Raw genomic sequence first — 20,473 nt, 5'->3', positions numbered from 1 at the left:
ATGTCATCAAAAAACTATTTTACGAATGAATCAGAATACTTAAATGATTTAGCAGAAGAAGTTGCGCAAGAAAAGCCGCAACTTGTCAATTTGTTATCTAATAAAATTCAAGATCCTGATAGTGCCCGTATTATCGACGGGCTATCGTATTTATCAGGTAATTTACGGCAACAAATAGATAGGCAATTTCCTGAATTAACTAATAGCTTAGCAAATATGCTATGGCCTAATTACGCACGTCCTGTACCTAGCATGACAATTGTTGAATACCAACCTAATTATGCAGAATGCCAACATGCGATAAAAATTTCAGCGGGCCAATTCTTTAATGCAATACCTATTTATGTACAAAATGAAAATACCAACCAAGAAACTTTATTTCAATGTCGATTTAGTCAAAGTCGTGACCTCTGGTTAATACCAGCGAAAATTACGCAAACCTTACAAAGAACAACCGCCATTGAAATAACATTTGAGTTGGATGAAATACAACCTCTCGCAAACATTGGTTTAAATAAATTATGTTTTTATTTAAATGGTTCTCCATTTACAACAAATCAGCTTTATTTTTTATTAAGCCAGCATATACAGAATGCCTCACTAATCACAGATGAGCATGTATTACCACTTAACCAGTTTGCAGTGAAACCTGTTGGTTTTCAAAAACAGGATGCATTACTCCCTTATCCAAAAAATAGTTATGATGGTTACCGCATCTTACAAGAGTTTTTCTGTTTTCCTGAAGCCTTTCTATTTTTGGATATTCAAGGAATGGATGACATTCCCTTAGCTATCCAAACCAAGCAATTCAAACTTGTTATTAACTTTGATAAAGAAATCCCCGATGGGGTTATTCTTCATAACGATAGTATTAAACTAAATTGTACTCCCATCGTGAATTTATTCCGTGCTGACAGTGAAGCAATCAATCTCACAGGAAAAGATGAGGAATATGTATTAAGTCCTAATTACCAATACGCCCACTGTTTTGATATTTTTTCCATTAATGAAGTTTATGGATTACGCTATCCATCTGAAGGTAAAGCTTACCCGGTCACCTATACCCCATTTGAAAGCTTTTATCATCAGAACCATCACGAGCAAAATGATGGATATTATCGTTTAAAGGTAACCCAAAAAGAGCGTACCTATGGCTATGCCCATCGGCTTTCTTTTGTTCGTCAACACGAACACCAATTACAGCAATGTGACGAAACGGTTTCGATTTCACTCAATTGTACTAATCGCTATATCGCCTCCCAATTATCCACGCGATCAATTGACTTAGATAATTCATTCATACCTTATGGGGCTTTATCAGCTAAAAACTTATTCAAGCCAACAGTTCCCTTATATCCCCTACTTGATAAAACGCTGTATTGGTCTGAGCTGACGAATTTATCCCTAAACTATCAATCTTTATTGAATCTAGATTCATTAAAAAAAATATTGCAACTTTATGATTTACCTTCAGTTTATGACAAGCAGACCGCAAGGCAATCCCAAAAACGTTTGGATGCATTAGTTGATTTACATTCAGAGCATATCGAACGTATCTACAAAGGACTGCCAGTTCGTGGATTAAAAACAACCTTAGTCGTACGTCAGAACGCGTTTCTTTCTGAAGGAAGCTTATTCTTATTTTGTACTGTTATTGCTCAATTTTTTAGGCTGTATACCAGCATTAATATGTTTCATGAATTAGAAGTTCTTAACCTTGATAATAAGGAAATTTATCAGTGGCCAGCACAAATCAACCAGCACATACTGAAATAATCGATCGCTGGCTGGAACAAGCTGGCTCATCGGTTACAGAGTATAATTTTTATCAACTTGTTGAATTATTAAACAAAATGATTCATCAAGACATGGATATCACTCGTGATAATAGCGATATTATTCACTTTAAATCACACTCTAATGTCGCATTTCCAACGAGAGATATCGTGTCTTTTGAAAAGAATGCCACTCATCAGTATGAGCTGGAGGTTGCTTTTCTCGGGCTGCAAGGAAGCCAGTCGCCACTTCCTGGCTATTACCTTGATGAATTTGCTTGGGAAGATGCGCAGCAAATCCCAGGGATCTCTGATTTTTTAAATATCTTTAATCATCGATTGCTCTCTCTGCTCTATCGTATCTGGCGAAAATACCGCTATTACATTTGTTTTGAAAATGAAGGCCAAGATTCATTTTCCCAGTATATGTTTTCTCTCGTAGGATTAGGGAATGGGGCTAACCGTGGACGGATTAAAATCAATCACAGCAAAATGCTCGCTTATGCTGGCCTTTTAGCGAGCCCCAGCCGTTCAGCAGATGTCATTAGTAGCCTAATATCTCATTGTTTTGACTTAGAAAATGTAGATGTTATTGAGTGGGAAACCCGTCGTGTCCCTATCCCGGAATCACAGCAAAATAAGTTAGGCATTATTTCTCATCAACCTGGGCAAAAATCTCAACCTCGAATGTTATTAGGTGAAAATTTTAGTCTTGGGTCTCACATAGATGATTGCAATGGAAAATGCACTATAGAAATCAGTGGATTAACTATAGAACGTTATATGCGTTTTTTACCTAATGGTAGTGATTTCGCTCCTCTCGTTGCCTTCGTTTCATACATTTTTCATGAGCAATTAGCTTGGGATTTACGTCTTAGTATCGCAGAGAATCAAGCTGAAGGTTTCTGTTTAGGTAAAAAAAATCACAACCAATTAGGCTGGCAAAGCTTTTTAGGTAAACCCGCTAAAAAACCAAATATCACCATTACGGTATTGGAATAAAAGACATGGATAAACATCAGCCAATAATTTCATTTAGTATAACGAATAGTGAACAGCTAGAAAGTGGTTATCTTCCGAGCGCAACCTTGACTCAACATGGTGGCCTAATTGGTAGTGGCAATCAATGTGACTGGAAAATTCAAGATGCTGATGGTGCTATCTCTGCCTGTCAGTTTACTGTTTTCTGGAAAGATCAGCATTTTTGCTTAAAAGTAAACTCAGACTCTGTTTACATTAATCACGCAATTATTCCTATACATCTTGATGCCGTGAAACTTGCCCAAGGAGACCAAATCAGAGTGGGCAAACTGGTTATTACAACCAATATTAGTTTAACTGGGCAGCCAGTACAAAATATGATGGTAGCAACACCTCAATCGATTGTTGCAAAAGATCATAATCCTTTAGATTCATTATTTGATATTGATACGGTCAATAATGAAAACAAAGAATCCCCATTTGTTCCAACTGTTCAAGGTGCTTTCACGGCGGATCCCTTACAAGCGCTAGAAAATGAAAATCTCAGTTTAATTTCTAAGAGTCAATCCGTCGTCTCTGAACCTTCTTTATTGAGTAGCCCACTCTCTTATTCACCTACCCTTGCGATATCTGATAATCAAGAGAATACCATGGTACAAGAATTTATTGATTTACCCAAAATTACACCTTTCGAAGATGAACACATGACCGATATTGATCATGTGGCCGTTAACCCTCTCATGCATGGTTTAGGTGTCCATCTTAATTTAGCTAGCTCTCAGCAAGCTAATGACTTTCTCATCGAGCTCGGTAAAACAATGAAAGCTGCTGTTGAAGGTTTACTCGCTTTGCAGCAACAGCAGGAGAGTTTACAAGATAAGCAACTCCGACCTATTGAAGATAATCCGTTACGTCTAAACAGTAGTTATGAAGATACGATGAAATTGATGTTTACAGATGAACGTAGCCCTGTTCACCTTTCAGCACCCTCCGCCGTCACTGAAAGTTTGCACAATATGCAGTTGCATTACCATGCAAATCAAGAAGCGATATCGACTGCTTTAGCAACAATGCTTGCGGCTTTTTCTCCAGAACATTTATTAAACCGTTTTTCCCAATATCGACGTGCTTCAGATAATACGCCAATGACTGATGGCTGGGCATGGGAAATGTACAGCAACTACTACAAAGAGCTTTCTTCATCTCGGCAACAGGGTTTTGAAAAATTATTCTATGAAGTTTATTCCCATGCTTATGACCGAGCATTAAGAAAAGGGATAGAGGAAGCTTAAAATGCAGCTTAGGACTTTTTCAGTGTTATTGCTATTTGCCTCATTTTTCATTTTGAGTGGGTGTAGTAAATCGCTACAGACAGCGTCAAAAGTGGGGCAAATTCTATTAGACCCGTCTATTCCCGTTGGCTATCCAAAAGATCAGCCATCCACGGTTGCTTTAACCATCCTCGCCGAGCCCTATATTAACCCTAATCAGGAAGGTGAAGCTGCACCGATAAATATCCAAATTGTTTATCTTAATGAAGATTCTTTATTTGGTTCTTTAGATCATGACCAGATAGAAGCTAAAGATGGGGACTTAGAGAAAGTGCTGAAGAAAAATTATATTGATCACCAAGATTACACTATCTTGCCTGGCCAATATAAGCCCTTCCCGACGATGACGCTGCAGGCATCTAATCGTTATATCGGCATTATTGCCTATTATTCAGACCCTGATAATGCCGAATGGAAAAAAATAGTCAAAGCCCGAGGTAAGGGACGCCATTACTTTATTTTAGCTCACATTAGAGAAAACGAAATCGAATTTAGACAAGAAGAGGATGATTAATATGTCGACTAAAAATAGAGTAATTTGGCGTGAAGGGCTATTTATCAAACCTCAGCATTTCCAGCAACAACAACGTCATCAAGATTACGTTACAGAAAGTATTCTCAAAAATTTTATTTCTCATTTTTGGGGATTCAGTCACTTATCTTTAAGTAACGATTTATATTCTTTAGGCCGTATTGGTATTAAGGAAGCATCTGGTGTTATGCCTGACGGTACCATTTTTTCTTTTCCTAACCAAGACTTGTCACCTCAACCAATTGATATACAAAATATTACCGACAGTGATAGTAATATTATTTATCTCGCCTTTCCTTTGACTAATGGAAACGTCAACGAAATATCAAACGAGCATAATGGGAGTCGTTTACTTTCACGTTATAGCGAATGTATAGAAAATGTTCGTGATTTACATACAGAAAATGGCGATTTAAGCACTATCCATGTTGCACAACTAAACCCCATCCTTAAACAAGGTAAAAGTGGCTTAGATGCCTACGTGGCACTGCCTATATGCCGCATTAGAGAGCGTAATGCCAACGGAAGCATAACGCTTGATGACGATTATATTCCAAGCCTTTTGAATATTCGAGCATCGCTATTACTGAATGAATTTCTCACTGAGATTGAAGGTACTTTGTATGAACGGGGTAAGCAAATTGCCTCCCGAATTGGCGCCCCTGGCCAGCAAGGTGTTGCGGATGTCGCTGAATTTATGATGCTACAAGTACTCAACCGTAGCTATCCTCTTTATTCGCACTATGCGCAAGAACCAGTTATTCATCCTGAAAAACTCTTTCGGGACTTATTAGAACTTTGTGGTGAGCTACAAACATTCACGAATTCGTCACGCTTACCCGATACCATTGCAAAATATAAACACTTTGATTTAACAAATAGCTTTCTCCCATTAATAAAAAATATCCGTGAAGCATTGAGTGTTGTCTTGACGCCTCGAGCAATTCCTATTCCGTTACAGATCCAAGAACACGGTATTCGAGTGGCCACTATTCATGACAAACAACTGCTCCAAAAAGCTGAATTTATTATTGCAGTTAAGTCGCAGATGCCTCAGGAACAATTACGCAAACAGTTCCCACAACAAACTAAAGTAACAACGGTAAATAACATTCGTAGCTTGGTCAGTGTTCAAATACCGGGGGTTCCTTTATCTCCCCTTTCAACCGCCCCACGACAATTACCTTATCATTCCGGGTATAACTACTTCCATTTTGATCAACAAGGTAATGAATGGAAAGGGATCCAACAGGATGGCAACATCGCATTCCACGTCTCTGGGAATTTCCCTGATTTAGATATTCAGTTGTGGGCAATAAGAGATGGAGCACTCTATGACTGATAATGTTTTGCTTAATCATGATGTTGATAGTGGTATTTCGCAAAAAAATTACCAAATCCCACTGCGGGGTAACAACATTAATCCAATGATTGATGCTGCAACACCTCTTTTAGGTATGGTTTTACGAATGAAAGCGATGTCTGAAACACCACTTTCAGAAAAACTTTACCAGCAAGTGGTCATGGACATCACTTCGATTGAACAACAATTACAAATACAAGGTTACGAGCCTGGGGCCATTGTTTCGTTCCGCTATGTCTTGTGCACTTTCATTGATGAAACAGCTCTTGGATTGGGCTGGGATCAAGAAAATGGCTGGGTAAAACAGTCACTACTTGTTCACTTTCATAATGAGTCTTGGGGGGGCGAAAAGGTCTTTATTTTAATTGAAAGATTACTAGGTGAACCCAAACGTTACCTCGACCTCATTGAGTTTATCTACCTTTGTCTCTGTCTTGGATACCGCGGTCGTTACAAAGTATCTGCGGGTCAGAATGATGAATTTAATCATTTACTTAGACGCTTACAGAAACAAATACAACAACTTAAAGGTGATCCGAAACCAGTTGTTCTCTTTGAGAAAGGCGATAACAAGCAGAGCCGCTACCGTTTAGGTAAACGGTTAGGTATGCGTTACATCATCATTGGTACTGCAATATTTGCGTTCATTATTTATCAAATATATTCATCCCAACTGAATTACCAAACACTCAGTATTGTGGAACAACTTAATACTTTACTCGGCTAGGGCGCACTATGATCCAAATTGATCTCTCAACACTTGTAAACCGATTACACCCGATTGCTAAGCATGCGTTAGAAAGCGCAGCAGCCTACTGTGTAAGTCATCAACAGCCTGAAATTACGATTGCTCAGTTTCTTCAGAAACTCATTGAGACACCATTAACTGACATTCGCCTAATCAGCCAGAAGAGTACCTTGGATATTAATAAGTTGTCTGAATTATTAGATATTCAAATTCCACCTCATCAAGCCATAACACAGAGCTACCCGAGTTTCTCCCCATTATTAGTGGAGTGGATGAAAGACAGTTGGTTACTTGCATCCACGGAATTCAACCACAGTGAACTTCGCTCAGGCGTTCTCTTTCTGACATTATTACAAATGCCATTGCGTTACCTCCCAAAGCCTGTTGCAGACATGCTTTCGCAAGTAAACCGGGAGCAACTAAAACTCAGTTTTGATAAGTGGACAGAAGGGTCTGCTGAATCACCTTTTGACGAACAAGCACCTCAAAATAACGGCAAAATCGCGTCGGACTCATTGTTAGCAAAATTTACGCAAAACATGACCGAACAAGCTCGAAATAATGAACTTGACCCTGTTTTATGTCGCGATCATGAAATCGACCTTATGATTGATATCCTTTGCCGTCGCCGAAAAAATAACCCTGTTGTTGTTGGGGAACCCGGAGTCGGAAAAAGCGCGCTTATTGAAGGCCTCGCATTGCGTATTATCGCCGGTGAAATCCCTGAAAAATTAATAGGGTGTGAACTTCTAACCTTAGATTTAGGTGCATTACAAGCTGGTGCAGCGGTTAAAGGCGAATTTGAGAAACGTTTTAAAGGCATCATGCAAGAAGTCTCTCAATCTCCTCATCCAATAATTCTATTCATCGATGAAGCACACACATTAATTGGGGCTGGTAACCAACAAGGTGGCCTCGATGTTTCTAATTTATTAAAGCCAGCGTTAGCGCGTGGTGAATTGAGAACAATCGCCGCAACCACTTGGAGCGAATATAAAAAATATTTCGAAAAAGATGCTGCATTAGCTCGCCGTTTTCAGTTAGTTCAAGTCAAAGAGCCAACATCTGCGGACGCAATTATCATTATGCGTGGTTTACGTTCTATTTATGAAAAAGCACATCATGTTTTTATTGATGATGAGGCTCTTAGAGCCAGTGCTGAACTGAGTGAACGTTATATTTCAGGACGCCAATTACCCGATAAAGCCATTGATGTATTAGATACCGCGTGTGCAAGAGCAGCGATCAATTTATCTTCACCACCAAAAATGCTCTCTTCATTAAAAACAGATCTCCAGCAAATAGAGATGGAGACAGTGATATTAAAAAGAGAACATCATCTTGGCTTGGATAATCACTCAGAGCGCCTTGAGGAATTAGCATCAAAAGCAAATGCGATTGAGCAAAAAGCTTCCGATATACAACAAGCATGGGAACAGCAACAAGCGCTTGTTTCACAAATTATTACTTTGCGTTCGATATTATTAGACGATGAAAATACCGAGCTCCAGTCCGAAGAGGCTCGTCATTCAGATGAACTGAAACAGGAATTGCAAACATTAGACCAGCAACTTGCACAGCTGCATGAAACACACTTACTCGTTTCACCACACGTCGATAAAAAGCAAATTGCAGCTGTCATCGCAGAATGGACAGGTGTGCCACTAAATCGATTATCACAAGATGCTTTATCTATTGTTACCGATCTTCCTACCTACTTAGAAGAAAGCATTAAAGGGCAATCATTAGCAATACAGTGCTTACACAAACATTTGTTAACGGCACGCGCTGATTTACGCCGACCAGGTCGCCCTTTAGGTGCATTTTTATTGGCAGGGCCAAGTGGTGTCGGTAAAACAGAAACCGTGATCCAAATTGCCCAATTAATGTTTGGTGGAACCCAATACCTAACGACCATCAATATGTCTGAGTTTCAAGAGAAACACACTGTATCTCGTCTCATCGGTTCACCTCCTGGTTATGTCGGCTATGGTGAGGGCGGAATATTAACAGAAGCTATTCGTCAAAAGCCTTATTCTGTTGTTCTACTTGATGAAGTCGAGAAAGCGCATCCAGACGTTCTAAACTTGTTTTATCAAGCATTTGATAAAGGCGAGATAGCGGATGGTGAAGGACGAGTTATTGACTGCAAAAATATCGCATTCTTCCTAACATCTAATTTAGGTGACCATGTGATTAGCGCTTATGCGGACAAGCCAGATGAGCTGCAAGATGCACTTTATCCTGAGCTCACCACATTTTTTAAACCCGCGCTACTGGCCCGCATGGAAGTTGTCCCTTATTTACCTCTTTCGACTGCTATTTTACGACAAATTGTTGATAGTAAGCTGATGCGTCTTATGCTCTTATTGAAACAACGTTTTAATGCAAAAATTCAGTTAGAAGAAAACGTCCCTAGTGAAATTTTACGTCGAGCTTCTCGCGCGGAAAATGGCGCACGTATCTTAGAATCAATTATTGATGGTGCTTTATTGCCGCCTCTTTCTTTGTTACTTCTTCAGTTCAGTGCCCGTAATGAAACCATCTCCCATATTCGTTTAACAACGGAAAATGGTGAATTTATTGCGGAGGTTAACAAAGAAAAATGAAAGCAAGACTAAAAAATGCCCTTGCTCTTCTTGAGTGCCATGACATAGAAGCGCTAGCCGTTCAATTTTTGACATATAGTTTTTCGCGCAGCGTATTCAGCGGGCTAATTATTTCATTGGTCAATAAAACCGAAAATAGATTAGAAAGCTGGAACATTGACCACTCACTCCAAGTTCAAAGCCATTTTTTAGACACTGATATTACTGATGCCGATCACCCTTTAATACAACTTGTATTAAAGGGGGAACCCACATTTTGGAAGAATTTACAGCAAGGTAGCTACATTAATAACGCGTCATTACGTGATTTTATTTCGCAACTTCCAGTTAATACTGGGCTGTATAGCTTACCACTGCATGATCTGAACCATAAACCATGCGGCGCCATTATTCTTTTAGGGCAGGCAAAAGAGTTGGAAAATTTCGAACAGGGCATTTTCCCTATTTATTGTGAGCTCTTTCATCAGCAATTAAAACGCATTCTTGAATTGGCAAATACGCAACAAAAAATTTCTCACTTGCAATATCTCAATCAGTTGCAGAAGGAAAAGGAAGTCAGCCTCAATGAGGCCTTAAACATATTAACGGCATCAATCACAAGCATGGAACCAACAACAAATAATCCAAATAATATTAACGACTTAGAAGCTGCCGTAGAGGGCTATGAAAAAGAAATTTTATTAAACAAGCGGCGAGAGCTAAAGGGAGATATCAACGCAATGGCAGAACACCTCAACATATCTAAGCGTGCGCTGATATATAAATTGAAGAAGTACGGAGTATAAAATGAAAATACTGAAACTCTTTTTTTGCTCTTTGATGCCAGTTTTCTTCACTTTGTCTGGAAAGGCTGAAAGCAATGTCAGCCAGAAGATCGCTGAAGAACTCACCCAGTGTCGTCTAGAATCTTCTCAGCTTATTCGCTTAGATTGCTATGACAAAATAGCGCTGTCCTCTACGCCTGCGGCCAATACTTCACCTAATATCGCTCAAATGGGAAAAACTTGGCGCCAAGCTTATGAACACGAAATGAAACGTGTCGAAAATAGTGCGGGTTTCTTAGTCTCAATACCTGAAGATGGTGATTACCCCGTCATTATGACCATTCCAGCCATTGGTTTTCAGCCTCCTCGTCCTGTTCTCATGTTGAGTTGCATCGACAACATTACCCGTATGCAAATTATTTTACCCAATAAACAAGATGCAGGCAGTGTCATGGTCTCAACCGATAGAACGCAATTCACTGCAGAATGGTTTTTACGTGAAAATGGCTATGTATTGGAATCAAGCCGTGGTTTACCTGGCATAGATGAAATCAAGCGTTTATTAAATGGCGAAAAATTGACCTTGAAATTAACGAATAACGAAAAACTAACGTTCAATATTTCAGGGATGTCCCAAGAAATTAAACCATTAAGAGCCGCTTGCCACTGGTAAAAATAATGACAAACAATACCCCTTATTCTTGGAAAGAACAGTTGCTTGCCCATCTTGATGAGCAGCTGGTGTGTCGTGCTGTGAACGATAGTGACCCCGACTGGGAGTATATCGATAGTGAAATGATAAAATTCGGCTCTCTTAGTCACAGCCAATTAGATGTTAAAGAAATTCAACGTCGGTGTTTGCGGTTGCTTGAAACACAGACAAAAGATTTCCGCTTAATCGTTCACTTATTACGTACCTTACAGCATGCTGGTGAACCTAAAGAGTTAGTTTTAGCAGCGCAGATCCTTTCTGATTTTACGCGCCAGTATTGGCATGTCTGCTATCCAACGAATATTAAGCTCAAGGTACGTCTAGCTAACCAAATACTAAAACGCTTCGAATCAGTGAACGATATTTTTTGCCGTTCTGCTAATAGCAAAATGCGTGATGATATTCTGGGATCTTTTGCCTATTTAGCTCAATTTTGGCATGAACAGAGCCCCGAACTTTCTGAACAAGTTGATGCATTGAGTCGAGGTTATCAACGAATTGAAGAAAGCGAACAGCCCATCGTGTTAGCTTCAGCGCCAAAAGAAGCCGCAAGACCTATTACAGAAGCTGTACAACCACCAGCAAATAGCCTTGTCATGCCAGCAATCAATATAAATCAGCATGACGAAAGACAATGGAAGCAAACGCTACTCCAAATTTCAGAGATTATTTGTTTGCAAATACCTGAAAGTTCAATTGGTTATCGCTTACGACGTTATGCTATCTGGCATTCCATTACAATGCTGCCTCAAGCCGATCGTCAAGGTAAAACCCCATTAGCGCCGGTTTCGATGGATCGCATAATGGATTACAGAGCCCAACTTTCTCAACCATCAAACTCCCTATTAAATAATATAGAGCAAAGCTTATCACTATCGCCTTATTGGCTAGAAGGCCACATGCTTGCAGCACAAGCAGCAGCTAAACTGGGTTATTCAGAAGTCGCGGATGGTATCGCAGAAGAGTTACGTCTTTTTTTAGCTCGCCTTCCAAACCTCGTCAATTTGCATTTTTCTGATATGAGCCCTTTCGTCCCCGACAGCGTGAAAGAATGGTTAGAAGATTGTCGCCAAACAGAGAGTGGCCAATTATCTCATTCAAATACCACATTATTACAGCAAGATGTTTTACTGTGCTATGAACAACAAGGGCTTGAAGCCGCATTGAAACTCATTGAGTCAAGCCTTGTCACTGCAATAGAGCCTAGAGATAAATTTTATGGGCAATTATTGTCAGCGCAACTATTCGAGCTCTCAGGAATGGGCTATATGGCGGCCCACTTATATCAGCAACTTTATACCGCTACTTTACACATTTCACTCGAGGATTGGGAACCCAGCCTCGTAAGACAACTCGTTCAAAAAACAGACAAAACACAAGAAACAACAATGACTATGGATAGGGATCTACAATAATGAAATTACCGTTTTTCTCCATTTCAAACATAACCAATTCGGTAAAAAAACTGTTTTTTGCTGATAGGCCAAAAATTGCCTCCTTTTTCCTATTTTTATTAGCGTTACTCCCTGCTCTCGTCATTGTGTGGATTTGGTGGTGGGGGCCGACATTCACTTATCAAGACTCAAAGCCATTTAGTACACTCACCTCACGCTGGCTTGCTACGTTAATTATTATTTTGCTTGTTGTCAGTTGGATAGGTTTAGTTACATGGCGTCGAGTAAAAAAACTTGAAGCCTTAAAACTCGATGTTGAGTTAACCGTTGTTGATCCCGTTAGGCAGGATATAGACTTCCAAAATCGTTATTTAGACTATTGGAAATCTCAATTTACGCGCCACCTAAATGGCCATACTAAGGCCGTTTATTTACGCCCTTGGTATTTTGTTTTAGGTGCAAACCAAAGCGGAAAACATAGCTTATTAAAAAACGCGCTAAATCCATTGGATATCGCGCCAAGTGACAATATCGTTAATGAACAAAAGCTGCCTTTAAATATTGAGTGCTTGTTGACGGATAATGCCGTTCTTTTCGTTCCTAACGGCAAACTATTGACTCAACCAAATGAACATCATGAAAAACCTCAGCTCTATCATCGGTTGTGGGAAGAGTTACTTAATTGGATAAAGACTAATCGTTCAAGACAACCCATGAACGGGATTATTTTAACGGTAGATACCTTATCTCTACTCACCAATACGAAAGAACAAAATAGCCAATTAATTGCTGACCTGCAAATGCGTATTGAAGAAATTAGAATGACTTTTAATAGTCAACTACCATTATATATCGTATTAACGAAGCTAGATTTATTACGTGGTTTCGATTCAATGTACCAGTCATTGGATGCGCAACAACGTAACCAAGTACTGGGGGTTTCTTTCGATCTTAAATCTCAAAAAGATTGGAAGACGGGTTTAACGCATTTCTGGTTACAGTGGGTTAGCCAAATGAATAGCGCACTACCAGAAATGATGCTACAACGAGCAGAAGGTAACCAACGTAGTGATTTATTCAGCTTTGTACGTCAAATAGAAGGGTTACAGAGCCACGTTATAACATTAATTAATGCACTGTTGATTAATAACGAGCAACATAACATTTGTTTAAGGGGCGTTTATCTCACCTCTGCATTGCAGATTGGCCAAATAGACGATGTCTTTAGCCAAACGGCATCCGTGCAATACCATTTACCAACAGCCCCACTAACAACTTGGCCAATCAATGATAGCCACCCTTATTTTACACATAATTTATTTGATCAAGTCCTCTTCAGTGAGCCGAATTTAGCCGCTGAAAATCAATATTGGGTCAAAAAGCACCGTTCTCGCCTCTTAGTCACAACACTGGCCAGTTTTGCTGGTTTAATTGCACTTTGGAGTGGTTGGAACCACTATTATGATAAAAACTACCGCGCCGGTGAGAGTGTGCTTAATGAGGTTAAAGCATTCAGAACGATAGATAATAACGTCCAAAAAGATACTGATGGTAGCTTACAACTTCCTGTCCTCAACCCATTACGTGAAGCGACGCTTGCCTATGGGAACCACCGCGATAAAAATGTGCTATTTTCTGATATGGGACTGTATCAAGGCCAAAAAGTCGGCCCACAAGTTGAGCAAGTTTATCTGCAATTACTGACCGAGCGTTTCTTACCTGCAATTATGTCAGGGCTTTTAATTGAGCTTAATAATGCAGATAAGGGCAGTGAAGATAAACTCGAAATTTTACGTATTATGCGCATGTTAGAAGACAAAACAGGGCGTAATAATGGCATGGTTGAAGACTTTATGGCGAATTATTGGAGCCATCTATTCACTGGGCAACGTGAAAAACAAATGCTATTAAAAGCACACTTACGTTATGCACTTGAACACACTGATTGGAAAGCGGAACGAGACAACGGTCTGATGACTGCGATTAAGGCCTTCACGCCTTTTGCGACCCCCATTAAAAATGCCCAGAAAGAACTCAGTGTGTTATCGCTTTATCAACGTGTGTACCAGGCGTTACGGTTAAAAGCCAACCAAGAACTTTCAGCGCCTTTAAATTTGCAATATCAGATAGGCCCAAGTTTTAATACTGTTTTTACCGCGATTGATGAGGATAAATTAGAAATCCCACAATTTTTAACACGTTCAGGATTATTAAACTATTTTATTCGCCAAAATGACAAATTAGTTGAACTCACGTTGCTTGATGCTTGGGTGCTCAATCTCACATCAAATACCCAATATAGTGAGAATGACCGTAAAGAAATTCAACGTCAAATCAGTGAGCAATATATCAGTGATTATATCGCTCAATGGCGTAACGGAATGAGTAATTTAGAAATTCGTGAATTTGACTCAATCCAAGATGAAATCATCGCTCTTGAACAAATCATCAGCGGAGAACAGCCTTTACGTCGTGCCTTACAAGTTTTGCGTGATAATACGGTCATTCCATCAATTGATGAAAGTTTACCTATTGAGAAACAAAAAAGCTTGATGGCAGAACCTTCTTACCGTTTATTAACTCGTTTAGATAGAGAATTCACACCCCAAACGGAAATACTGGTCAGTAATCAAGGTGAAAACTTACAAAATCTTAATCAAAAATTGAATGATTTGCATCGATATTTGTTGGGAATACAAAACTCTCCAGTACCGGGTAAAGCGGCACTTAAAGCCGTATCCATGAGACTCAATGATAATAATAAAGATGCCATATTTGAACTATCACAAATGGCTAAAACATTGCCTGAACCGCTCAATCGTTGGGTAGATGAAATCGCTGAGCAAGCTTGGAATGTTGTCCAGAAAGAAGCTATTCGACATATGGAAGTTGAATGGAATGAAAATGTTGTAAAACAATATAATACCTATATTGCGGGTCGCTATCCGTTTAATCCAAACTCAAAACAAGATGTTCCATTAAGTGAGTTTGAACGTTTCTTTAAACCTAATGGCACACTCGATAGCTTCTATCAACAGAACTTACGTTTATTTGTTGAAAATAACTTAGTCGATAATCGGGATAGTCAATCGCTGATCCGCTCTGATGTTTTAGCGCAAATTGAAACTGCAAATCGCATAAGAGAAACCTTTTTTAATGCACAAGGTAATTTAGAAGCACAATTTGCAGTTGAACCGCTTTCATTAAGTGGCAATAAACGTCGTAGTATCTTAAACCTTGACGGTCAACTCATTGATTATGCTCATAGCCGTAGCCATGTCACGCATCTCGTTTGGCCAAACTCGATGCGCTCAAATATTGAAAGCAAACTGACTCTGGTTCCTCTTTCTGGTGATAAATCACCTCGTTCTGTTAGTTTCTCGGGGCCATGGGCACAAATGCGTCTGGTCGATAGTGCAAAGTTAATGAATATCAAATCTAATTCATTCGATATTCGCTTCACGATTGATAGTGGGGATATGACTTATCGAGTACTCGTTGATGAGTCTAATAATCCTTTCTTCGGTGGATTATTCACAAAATTCCGTTTACCTGAAACCCTTTACTAATGTGATTGCCTCCACTTTATGTGGAGGCATAGGATATTCAACGAGATGAAATCAGAACATTTAGTCATTAAAATCGGGAACTCCCCTTTAGATACTCCTGAATTTATTGCTCTTAAAACAGAATTTAACAAGTTAAGTCATCCTGCACGCCCAGAGGTTAGTTGGACACTCATTGAGTCACTTTGTTTATCTCTCTTTAAAAATCATGGTATTGACCTACAAAGCGGGGCTTATTACACAATTGCACGGCTACAACGCCATGGACTCAGTGGCTTTACTGAAGGCTGCGAATTATTAGCGAGTGTTATTGTGACTCATTGGGATGCGTTATGGCCTGAAAAACCGAATCAACGAACAGAAGCACTCAACTGGTTTAATACAAAGGCTAGCGCCCTGCTCCGCCAGCAAACCTATGAAACAAAAGACCTCCGTTTGGTTTACCGCTCAGAACGCGCACTACAATTAATCATTGATAAACTGGCTAAAACAACGTGGGAAAAACTACCTAAAATTGAAAACTTGTTATGGTTCTTTCAAAACTTAGCCAAACAGCTTGAAAAGCAGGAAGAATATGCAAAACAGAATACATCCGAATCTGTCACGCTCCCGCCTTTAGTGTATATCCAACAACCCGCTAAACAGGTAGAACAACCATCACCAACATTTATTTTTGAACCCCCTGAGCCCGCATCGACATTAACAGTAACAACTAAAAAAATGAGCGCTACCCGTGGTTTTATATGGGGTTGTGTGCTCAGTAGTGTACTCTTTTTAGTCTGTGGATTTAGCGCCTATGTGTATCTTAAACATGAGATGGAGGCTATAACGTCCATTCCTGAAGGTGCTGTTGCCAAATGGTTATTTAAACCCGACATAAATACCTATGAATATCATTTAGCTTTGCTTGAAAAGCGTTCACCTCTCGCTAATTTAAAACTGATCGAGAACATGCAAGAAAAAGCAAAATCTTATTGGCCTGCAGATGCTGATCAGGCTTACTTCAGCCGAAATTGGCAAAACCAATATGAGACGCGTTTAGAAAATATGCCTATTAATGATAGTTGGTCTGAAACAGCGATGTTATTACAGCAACTTTCAAATAAAATTATTCAACAAGAGAAAAACCGAGGTAGTTTTACATTATCCTATTTAAAAACCGCCATCTATGACATTCAAAAGCAGCACAACAAAGTGGAGCCTATTGAAGAAAAGCTTCGTCAATTATCGCTACAAATTAAAAATGGGCAGCCAGTTTCCCCTGCCACACTCATCAATATTGATAATAAAATTAATGGATTATTAGCTCGTTACTATGAATTACAAAAACAAGCAGAGCAAAAAGGTTTAAAACCCAGCTCATATTCATCTTTTGGATTAAGTCATGAGTGAAATAAAATATATTAAAGAAAAGCAATACTTACAAAAGCTATTCAGTGAATATGCCGATAAGAAACCACATTTAGCAGATGTGTTAGACCCTCAAGATCCACAAACGAGTTATCTATTGGAAGGATTTGCTTTTTTGTCTGCACGTTTACAAGATAAAATTGATGATGCATTTCCTGAAATCACATTACCTCTACTGCAACGGCTTGATTCCCAAGCGATAAAAGGGCTTCCATCGACGACTATTGTACAAATTGACCAAAATGAATTGCTTTCTTTTCCAGTAGAGATAAATAAAGACCATCTTGTCTTAGGTAATAATGGGGCTCGTTTTAGCTTTTGTCATGATCTCGTCGTGACACCCTATAGTCTTCTTGATAGGAAAATTATTCAACACCCAAATCGCTCATGTATTTCGCTTGAAATACAGTATCGAGGTGAAACTAAATTTCATTCAACAAGTTCACTTGATATTTTTTTAGGAGCCAATAAAAAAACATCAGAAATCTTATTACTCGCATTTAGCCAGTATTTTGAAAAAATTGAAGTCATCCATAATCATATTCGCTATGAGGGTGATCCACTTAATTACGCTTTCGAGCCCAAAATTGGAAAGCCCTATAAAATTTTCCCGCAAGAAAATGTATCACTCAGTGCTCCACAGCAATTATTAGAAGGCCTTTATTTACCTCATGTTCATCATTTTGTTGAGCTCAATATTCCCCAAGTTGTCACTGAGCTAGATTGGGAGCAAGAAAGGCGTTTTACAGTTAACATCTATTTAAATCAACAGCTTCCTTTGACACAAGAGGAATGTGAAAATAGCTTTTATTTAAATTGTGCTCCTGCAATAGATACCGAAGCACAACACACCTTGCTAATTGATTTTAAAGAAAATAAATCAAGTTATTTACTTCCTATCCCTAGCCATCACTACTTGGCTGACCTCTTTGAAATCCAACTTTCACTTGAGCCACATGAACAAGAGAGAGGCATATATTGTCATTTTTATCCTACGACAGAATTGACGGCATCTTCACGCCTTATGCCTCAATACCATAAAACCCTTTTTTACTCCTTAACGATGGAGAAAAATATCACGGGACATACCCTTTATTATTTAAATTTTTTTGATAATAAAGGCGCCCCTATGGTAACACCGCCCAGCTTACATTTTTCATGTATTTATACAGGCTTTGAACGTAACCAAAAAAACGAAATTGGCTTATTAAACCAACACAGTGAAAAAATGCCTGACGGAATTAAAACGGGAAATATCACGTTATTGTCACCTTGCTATCCTCCCATCGTCAATAACCACCATTTTTGGCAATTACTATCCCATTACAGTGCTAATGCCTCAATGCTAATGTCGTTAGAAAGCATAAAACACCTAATTGCTGATTATATTCTCTATCGAGATACTGATAGGCAAGTGACACGAAAATGTGAGCGACTACTGTCTGGGCTCATTGAGCTGAAAACACATTTATATGACCATATATTAAAAGGTAAACCTTACCGGTGTTTATCTTTATCTCTACTACTTGATAACGCCCAATATGAAAGCGAAGGTGAGGCCTTTGTATTTACCACTCATCTCTATCACTTTTTTCCATTTTGCCTATCTGAAAATATGTTATTAGAGATGTCTGTGACACTGAATGATGAGAAAAAAACAATGTGGCATTTATCTCCATCCCCCCTAAAAGGACATAAGTCAATGATTTAATTATCTCTCTTAATGAGTAACTAATTAAAGTATCCCAAAGACTATCTCAATATAGTAAAGGGGAGCATAAAAAGTGTGGCGCAAAAACGCTTCAATTGCATCCCCGCCCTATGAACTTATAAGGCAGCGTTGCCTGCTTTTAAAGTTTCAAGGTTGCAGTGATTCGCTGTTGTAAAGGGCTAATAATCCTATCTCTGTTTAATGACTAGAATTCATAAAGCCCATCTCACTACAGCGAAGGTATTCTTGCACAAACTCATTATTCAGCTCGCAATCACAAGAAATGAGGGCTGTTTGGTCTTGATACCTGACAGCAAAGATATCCGAGCAATGAAGCAGCAAAGCCAACAACAGCAAGCACAGCTAACCGCCATACGGCATACGATGCGCGAGCTGATGGCAGAGTATATTAGCGGCTAAAGGCAAAACTGAGCGGCTCTTAAAAATGAGTAAGCCAGAAGGTTGAAGGATCTTCTGGCTATATAGCTAAAGAGTTAAATAAGCATCATTATTAAAATAATAAATAAGGCATTGAAGTAACTCTTCTTCAGTTACATTAGCTTTTTGTAATTTAGCATAGGTAACAATGCTTTGTAACATTTGGATCGTTAGCACATACCTATAATTAGCTTCTTTTATAACTTCAGGGTCATCATCTAGTTCATCTGACTCAACGTCATCAGGATCTTCAATCATAGCAAGAGTATCTAAATCCCAATTTAATGTATCTTTAGGCAGATAAAGCGCTAAATTCCAAGGTATATCTATTACTTTTTGTAAAACATTTCTCAGTGTTTCTTCGATCATATTATCGTCCCCCTCCCCAATTACTCATTCCTCCTTTCCCTCCAGGATGGAGAGAATCCTGAACAACTCCAGGAGCTTGATGTTGCTTTATAGGCACTAATTGCATTACACCTGGTTGATTAGCCTCATGATGCCATGTCAGCTCTGGCAAAGGTGAGCGTCTTGGGTATGCTCCTCTAGGACCGGGCTGTATACCTTGAGTTATTCCCGGATACATATCTTCCAATTTTTTAGCAAATATAGGGTATGCTTTCATAGCCTCATGAAGATTTCTATTAGCTTCCTGAAAATGAACCTTATCAGAACGTCCGGGATAGAATTTACTATCTATTTTTGTTTCAAATGCTACAGAGTATCTTGGGCTAGCTAATGGCCTACCCGAACCATCTAGATCCCCTTTATTCCCCTTACCACCCGCCAACCCAAACGGATCTACCCAACCTGTCGGACAGTACACATACCCATACGGGTTAAACCCACCCAGTAGCCCTATCGGATCGGGGGAAATATACTGCCCGTTGTCCTTATCATAATAGCGGAAGCGGTTGTAATACAAACCCGTTTCTCGGTCTTCATATTGACCTGCAAAACGAAAGTGGCACTCCGTATAATTGGGGTCATTATCGGCAAGGCCATCGCGGGATTGCCAAAACTGCATCTGCCCCCACGTATTCAGGCGCCCTGCCCAGCTCGCCTTACCCGCTTCCGTGAAAATCTCTCGTGGCGTGCCTTGGTGGTCGGTCACCACATAGTGCAATTTGCCATGATCT

Annotated in this window: 16 protein-coding genes; 14 read left to right on the top strand and 2 right to left on the bottom strand. The window is 39.3% G+C overall.

All coding sequences use genetic code 11. From position 1 onward, the window contains the following. The 14 genes from tssF (at position 1) to M0M83_RS21505 (ending at position 19,316) form a co-directional block, all read left to right on the top strand. Positions 1-1,776: a type VI secretion system baseplate subunit TssF gene (tssF, locus tag M0M83_RS07365; protein WP_248468048.1), complete on the top strand. Its 1,776-nt coding sequence runs from the start codon at positions 1-3 to the stop codon at positions 1,774-1,776. After that, positions 1,740-2,777, top strand: coding sequence for a type VI secretion system baseplate subunit TssG (tssG, locus tag M0M83_RS07360; protein ID WP_213914119.1), 1,038 nt, complete (start codon positions 1,740-1,742; stop codon positions 2,775-2,777). The genes tssF and tssG overlap by 37 nt, the downstream gene beginning before the upstream one ends. 5 nt (positions 2,778-2,782) lie before the next feature. After that, positions 2,783-4,048 carry a type VI secretion system-associated FHA domain protein TagH gene (tagH, locus tag M0M83_RS07355; RefSeq protein WP_213914120.1) on the top strand — a complete coding sequence of 422 codons (1,266 nt, stop codon included), beginning with the start codon at positions 2,783-2,785 and terminating at the stop codon, positions 4,046-4,048. 1 nt (position 4,049) lies between these two features. Next, the gene (tssJ, locus tag M0M83_RS07350; protein WP_125890742.1) at positions 4,050-4,601 is read left to right on the top strand and encodes a type VI secretion system lipoprotein TssJ; all 552 of its coding nucleotides are present in this window, start codon (positions 4,050-4,052) and stop codon (positions 4,599-4,601) included. A 1-nt stretch (position 4,602) separates the two neighbouring features. Further along, a complete protein-coding gene (gene tssK / locus M0M83_RS07345; protein WP_185746842.1) occupies positions 4,603-5,961 on the top strand; it encodes a type VI secretion system baseplate subunit TssK in 1,359 nt (452 codons plus the stop codon). Further along, positions 5,954-6,709, top strand: coding sequence for a type IVB secretion system protein IcmH/DotU (gene icmH / locus M0M83_RS07340; RefSeq protein WP_125890740.1), 756 nt, complete (start codon positions 5,954-5,956; stop codon positions 6,707-6,709). The genes tssK and icmH overlap by 8 nt, the downstream gene beginning before the upstream one ends. An 8-nt stretch (positions 6,710-6,717) precedes the next feature. After that, positions 6,718-9,339, top strand: coding sequence for a type VI secretion system ATPase TssH (gene tssH / locus M0M83_RS07335; RefSeq protein ID WP_248468046.1), 2,622 nt, complete (start codon positions 6,718-6,720; stop codon positions 9,337-9,339). Then, positions 9,336-10,124, top strand: coding sequence for a helix-turn-helix domain-containing protein (locus M0M83_RS07330; protein ID WP_248468044.1), 789 nt, complete (start codon positions 9,336-9,338; stop codon positions 10,122-10,124). The genes tssH and M0M83_RS07330 overlap by 4 nt, the downstream gene beginning before the upstream one ends. 1 nt (position 10,125) lies before the next feature. Continuing rightward, entirely contained in the window at positions 10,126-10,776 is a 651-nt protein-coding gene (gene vasI, locus M0M83_RS07325) for a type VI secretion system-associated protein VasI (RefSeq protein WP_213914121.1), read from the top strand. Positions 10,777-10,781: 5 nt separating this feature from the next. Next, a complete protein-coding gene (gene tssA / locus M0M83_RS07320) occupies positions 10,782-12,230 on the top strand; it encodes a type VI secretion system protein TssA (protein WP_213914122.1) in 1,449 nt (482 codons plus the stop codon). Then, on the top strand, positions 12,230-15,778 hold the full coding sequence (tssM, locus tag M0M83_RS07315; protein ID WP_248468042.1) for a type VI secretion system membrane subunit TssM: 3,549 nt from the start codon (positions 12,230-12,232) through the stop codon (positions 15,776-15,778). Before tssA ends, tssM begins: the two co-directional genes overlap by 1 nt. Before the next feature lie 45 nt (positions 15,779-15,823). Next, complete coding sequence (locus M0M83_RS07310; RefSeq protein WP_248468040.1) at positions 15,824-17,167, top strand: VasL domain-containing protein; 1,344 nt, start codon at positions 15,824-15,826, stop codon at positions 17,165-17,167. Continuing rightward, positions 17,160-18,896, top strand: a complete 1,737-nt coding sequence (locus M0M83_RS07305; RefSeq protein WP_125890734.1) for a type VI secretion system baseplate subunit TssF — start codon at positions 17,160-17,162, stop codon at positions 18,894-18,896. Before M0M83_RS07310 ends, M0M83_RS07305 begins: the two co-directional genes overlap by 8 nt. Before the next feature lie 294 nt (positions 18,897-19,190). Continuing rightward, entirely contained in the window at positions 19,191-19,316 is a 126-nt protein-coding gene (locus tag M0M83_RS21505; RefSeq protein WP_275959721.1) for a hypothetical protein, read from the top strand. A gap of 66 nt (positions 19,317-19,382) precedes the next feature. On the opposite strand, the gene M0M83_RS07300 is transcribed toward M0M83_RS21505, so the two are convergent. Both M0M83_RS07300 and M0M83_RS21500 read right to left on the bottom strand, forming a co-directional pair. Then, positions 19,383-19,703: a DUF7716 domain-containing protein gene (locus M0M83_RS07300; RefSeq protein ID WP_125890733.1), complete on the bottom strand. Its 321-nt coding sequence runs from the start codon at positions 19,701-19,703 to the stop codon at positions 19,383-19,385. Position 19,704: 1 nt separating this feature from the next. After that, positions 19,705-20,451: an RHS repeat-associated core domain-containing protein gene (locus M0M83_RS21500; RefSeq protein WP_282561448.1), complete on the bottom strand. Its 747-nt coding sequence runs from the start codon at positions 20,449-20,451 to the stop codon at positions 19,705-19,707. Positions 20,452-20,473: the final 22 nt, after the last annotated feature.

Origin of the sequence: Providencia rettgeri, assembly GCF_023205015.1 — a bacterium.
Classification (GTDB): Bacteria; Pseudomonadota; Gammaproteobacteria; order Enterobacterales; family Enterobacteriaceae; genus Providencia; species Providencia rettgeri_E.
The sequence above is the reverse complement of the archived record's forward strand: the minus strand, read 5'-3'. Positions and strand labels throughout refer to the sequence as shown.

Excerpts from the sequence above, each read along its gene's own strand:
- tssF (WP_248468048.1), top strand. The coding sequence starts at position 1 with ATGTCATCAAAAAACTATTTTACGAATGAATCAGAATACTTAAATGAT.
- tagH (WP_213914120.1), top strand. The coding sequence starts at position 2,783 with ATGGATAAACATCAGCCAATAATTTCATTTAGTATAACGAATAGTGAA.
- tssJ (WP_125890742.1), top strand. The coding sequence starts at position 4,050 with ATGCAGCTTAGGACTTTTTCAGTGTTATTGCTATTTGCCTCATTTTTC.
- tssK (WP_185746842.1), top strand. The coding sequence starts at position 4,603 with ATGTCGACTAAAAATAGAGTAATTTGGCGTGAAGGGCTATTTATCAAA.
- icmH (WP_125890740.1), top strand. The coding sequence starts at position 5,954 with ATGACTGATAATGTTTTGCTTAATCATGATGTTGATAGTGGTATTTCG.
- tssH (WP_248468046.1), top strand. The coding sequence starts at position 6,718 with ATGATCCAAATTGATCTCTCAACACTTGTAAACCGATTACACCCGATT.
- M0M83_RS07330 (WP_248468044.1), top strand. The coding sequence starts at position 9,336 with ATGAAAGCAAGACTAAAAAATGCCCTTGCTCTTCTTGAGTGCCATGAC.
- vasI (WP_213914121.1), top strand. The coding sequence starts at position 10,126 with ATGAAAATACTGAAACTCTTTTTTTGCTCTTTGATGCCAGTTTTCTTC.
- tssA (WP_213914122.1), top strand. The coding sequence starts at position 10,782 with ATGACAAACAATACCCCTTATTCTTGGAAAGAACAGTTGCTTGCCCAT.
- tssM (WP_248468042.1), top strand. The coding sequence starts at position 12,230 with ATGAAATTACCGTTTTTCTCCATTTCAAACATAACCAATTCGGTAAAA.
- M0M83_RS07310 (WP_248468040.1), top strand. The coding sequence starts at position 15,824 with ATGAAATCAGAACATTTAGTCATTAAAATCGGGAACTCCCCTTTAGAT.
- M0M83_RS07305 (WP_125890734.1), top strand. The coding sequence starts at position 17,160 with ATGAGTGAAATAAAATATATTAAAGAAAAGCAATACTTACAAAAGCTA.
- M0M83_RS07300 (WP_125890733.1), bottom strand. The coding sequence starts at position 19,703 with ATGATCGAAGAAACACTGAGAAATGTTTTACAAAAAGTAATAGATATA.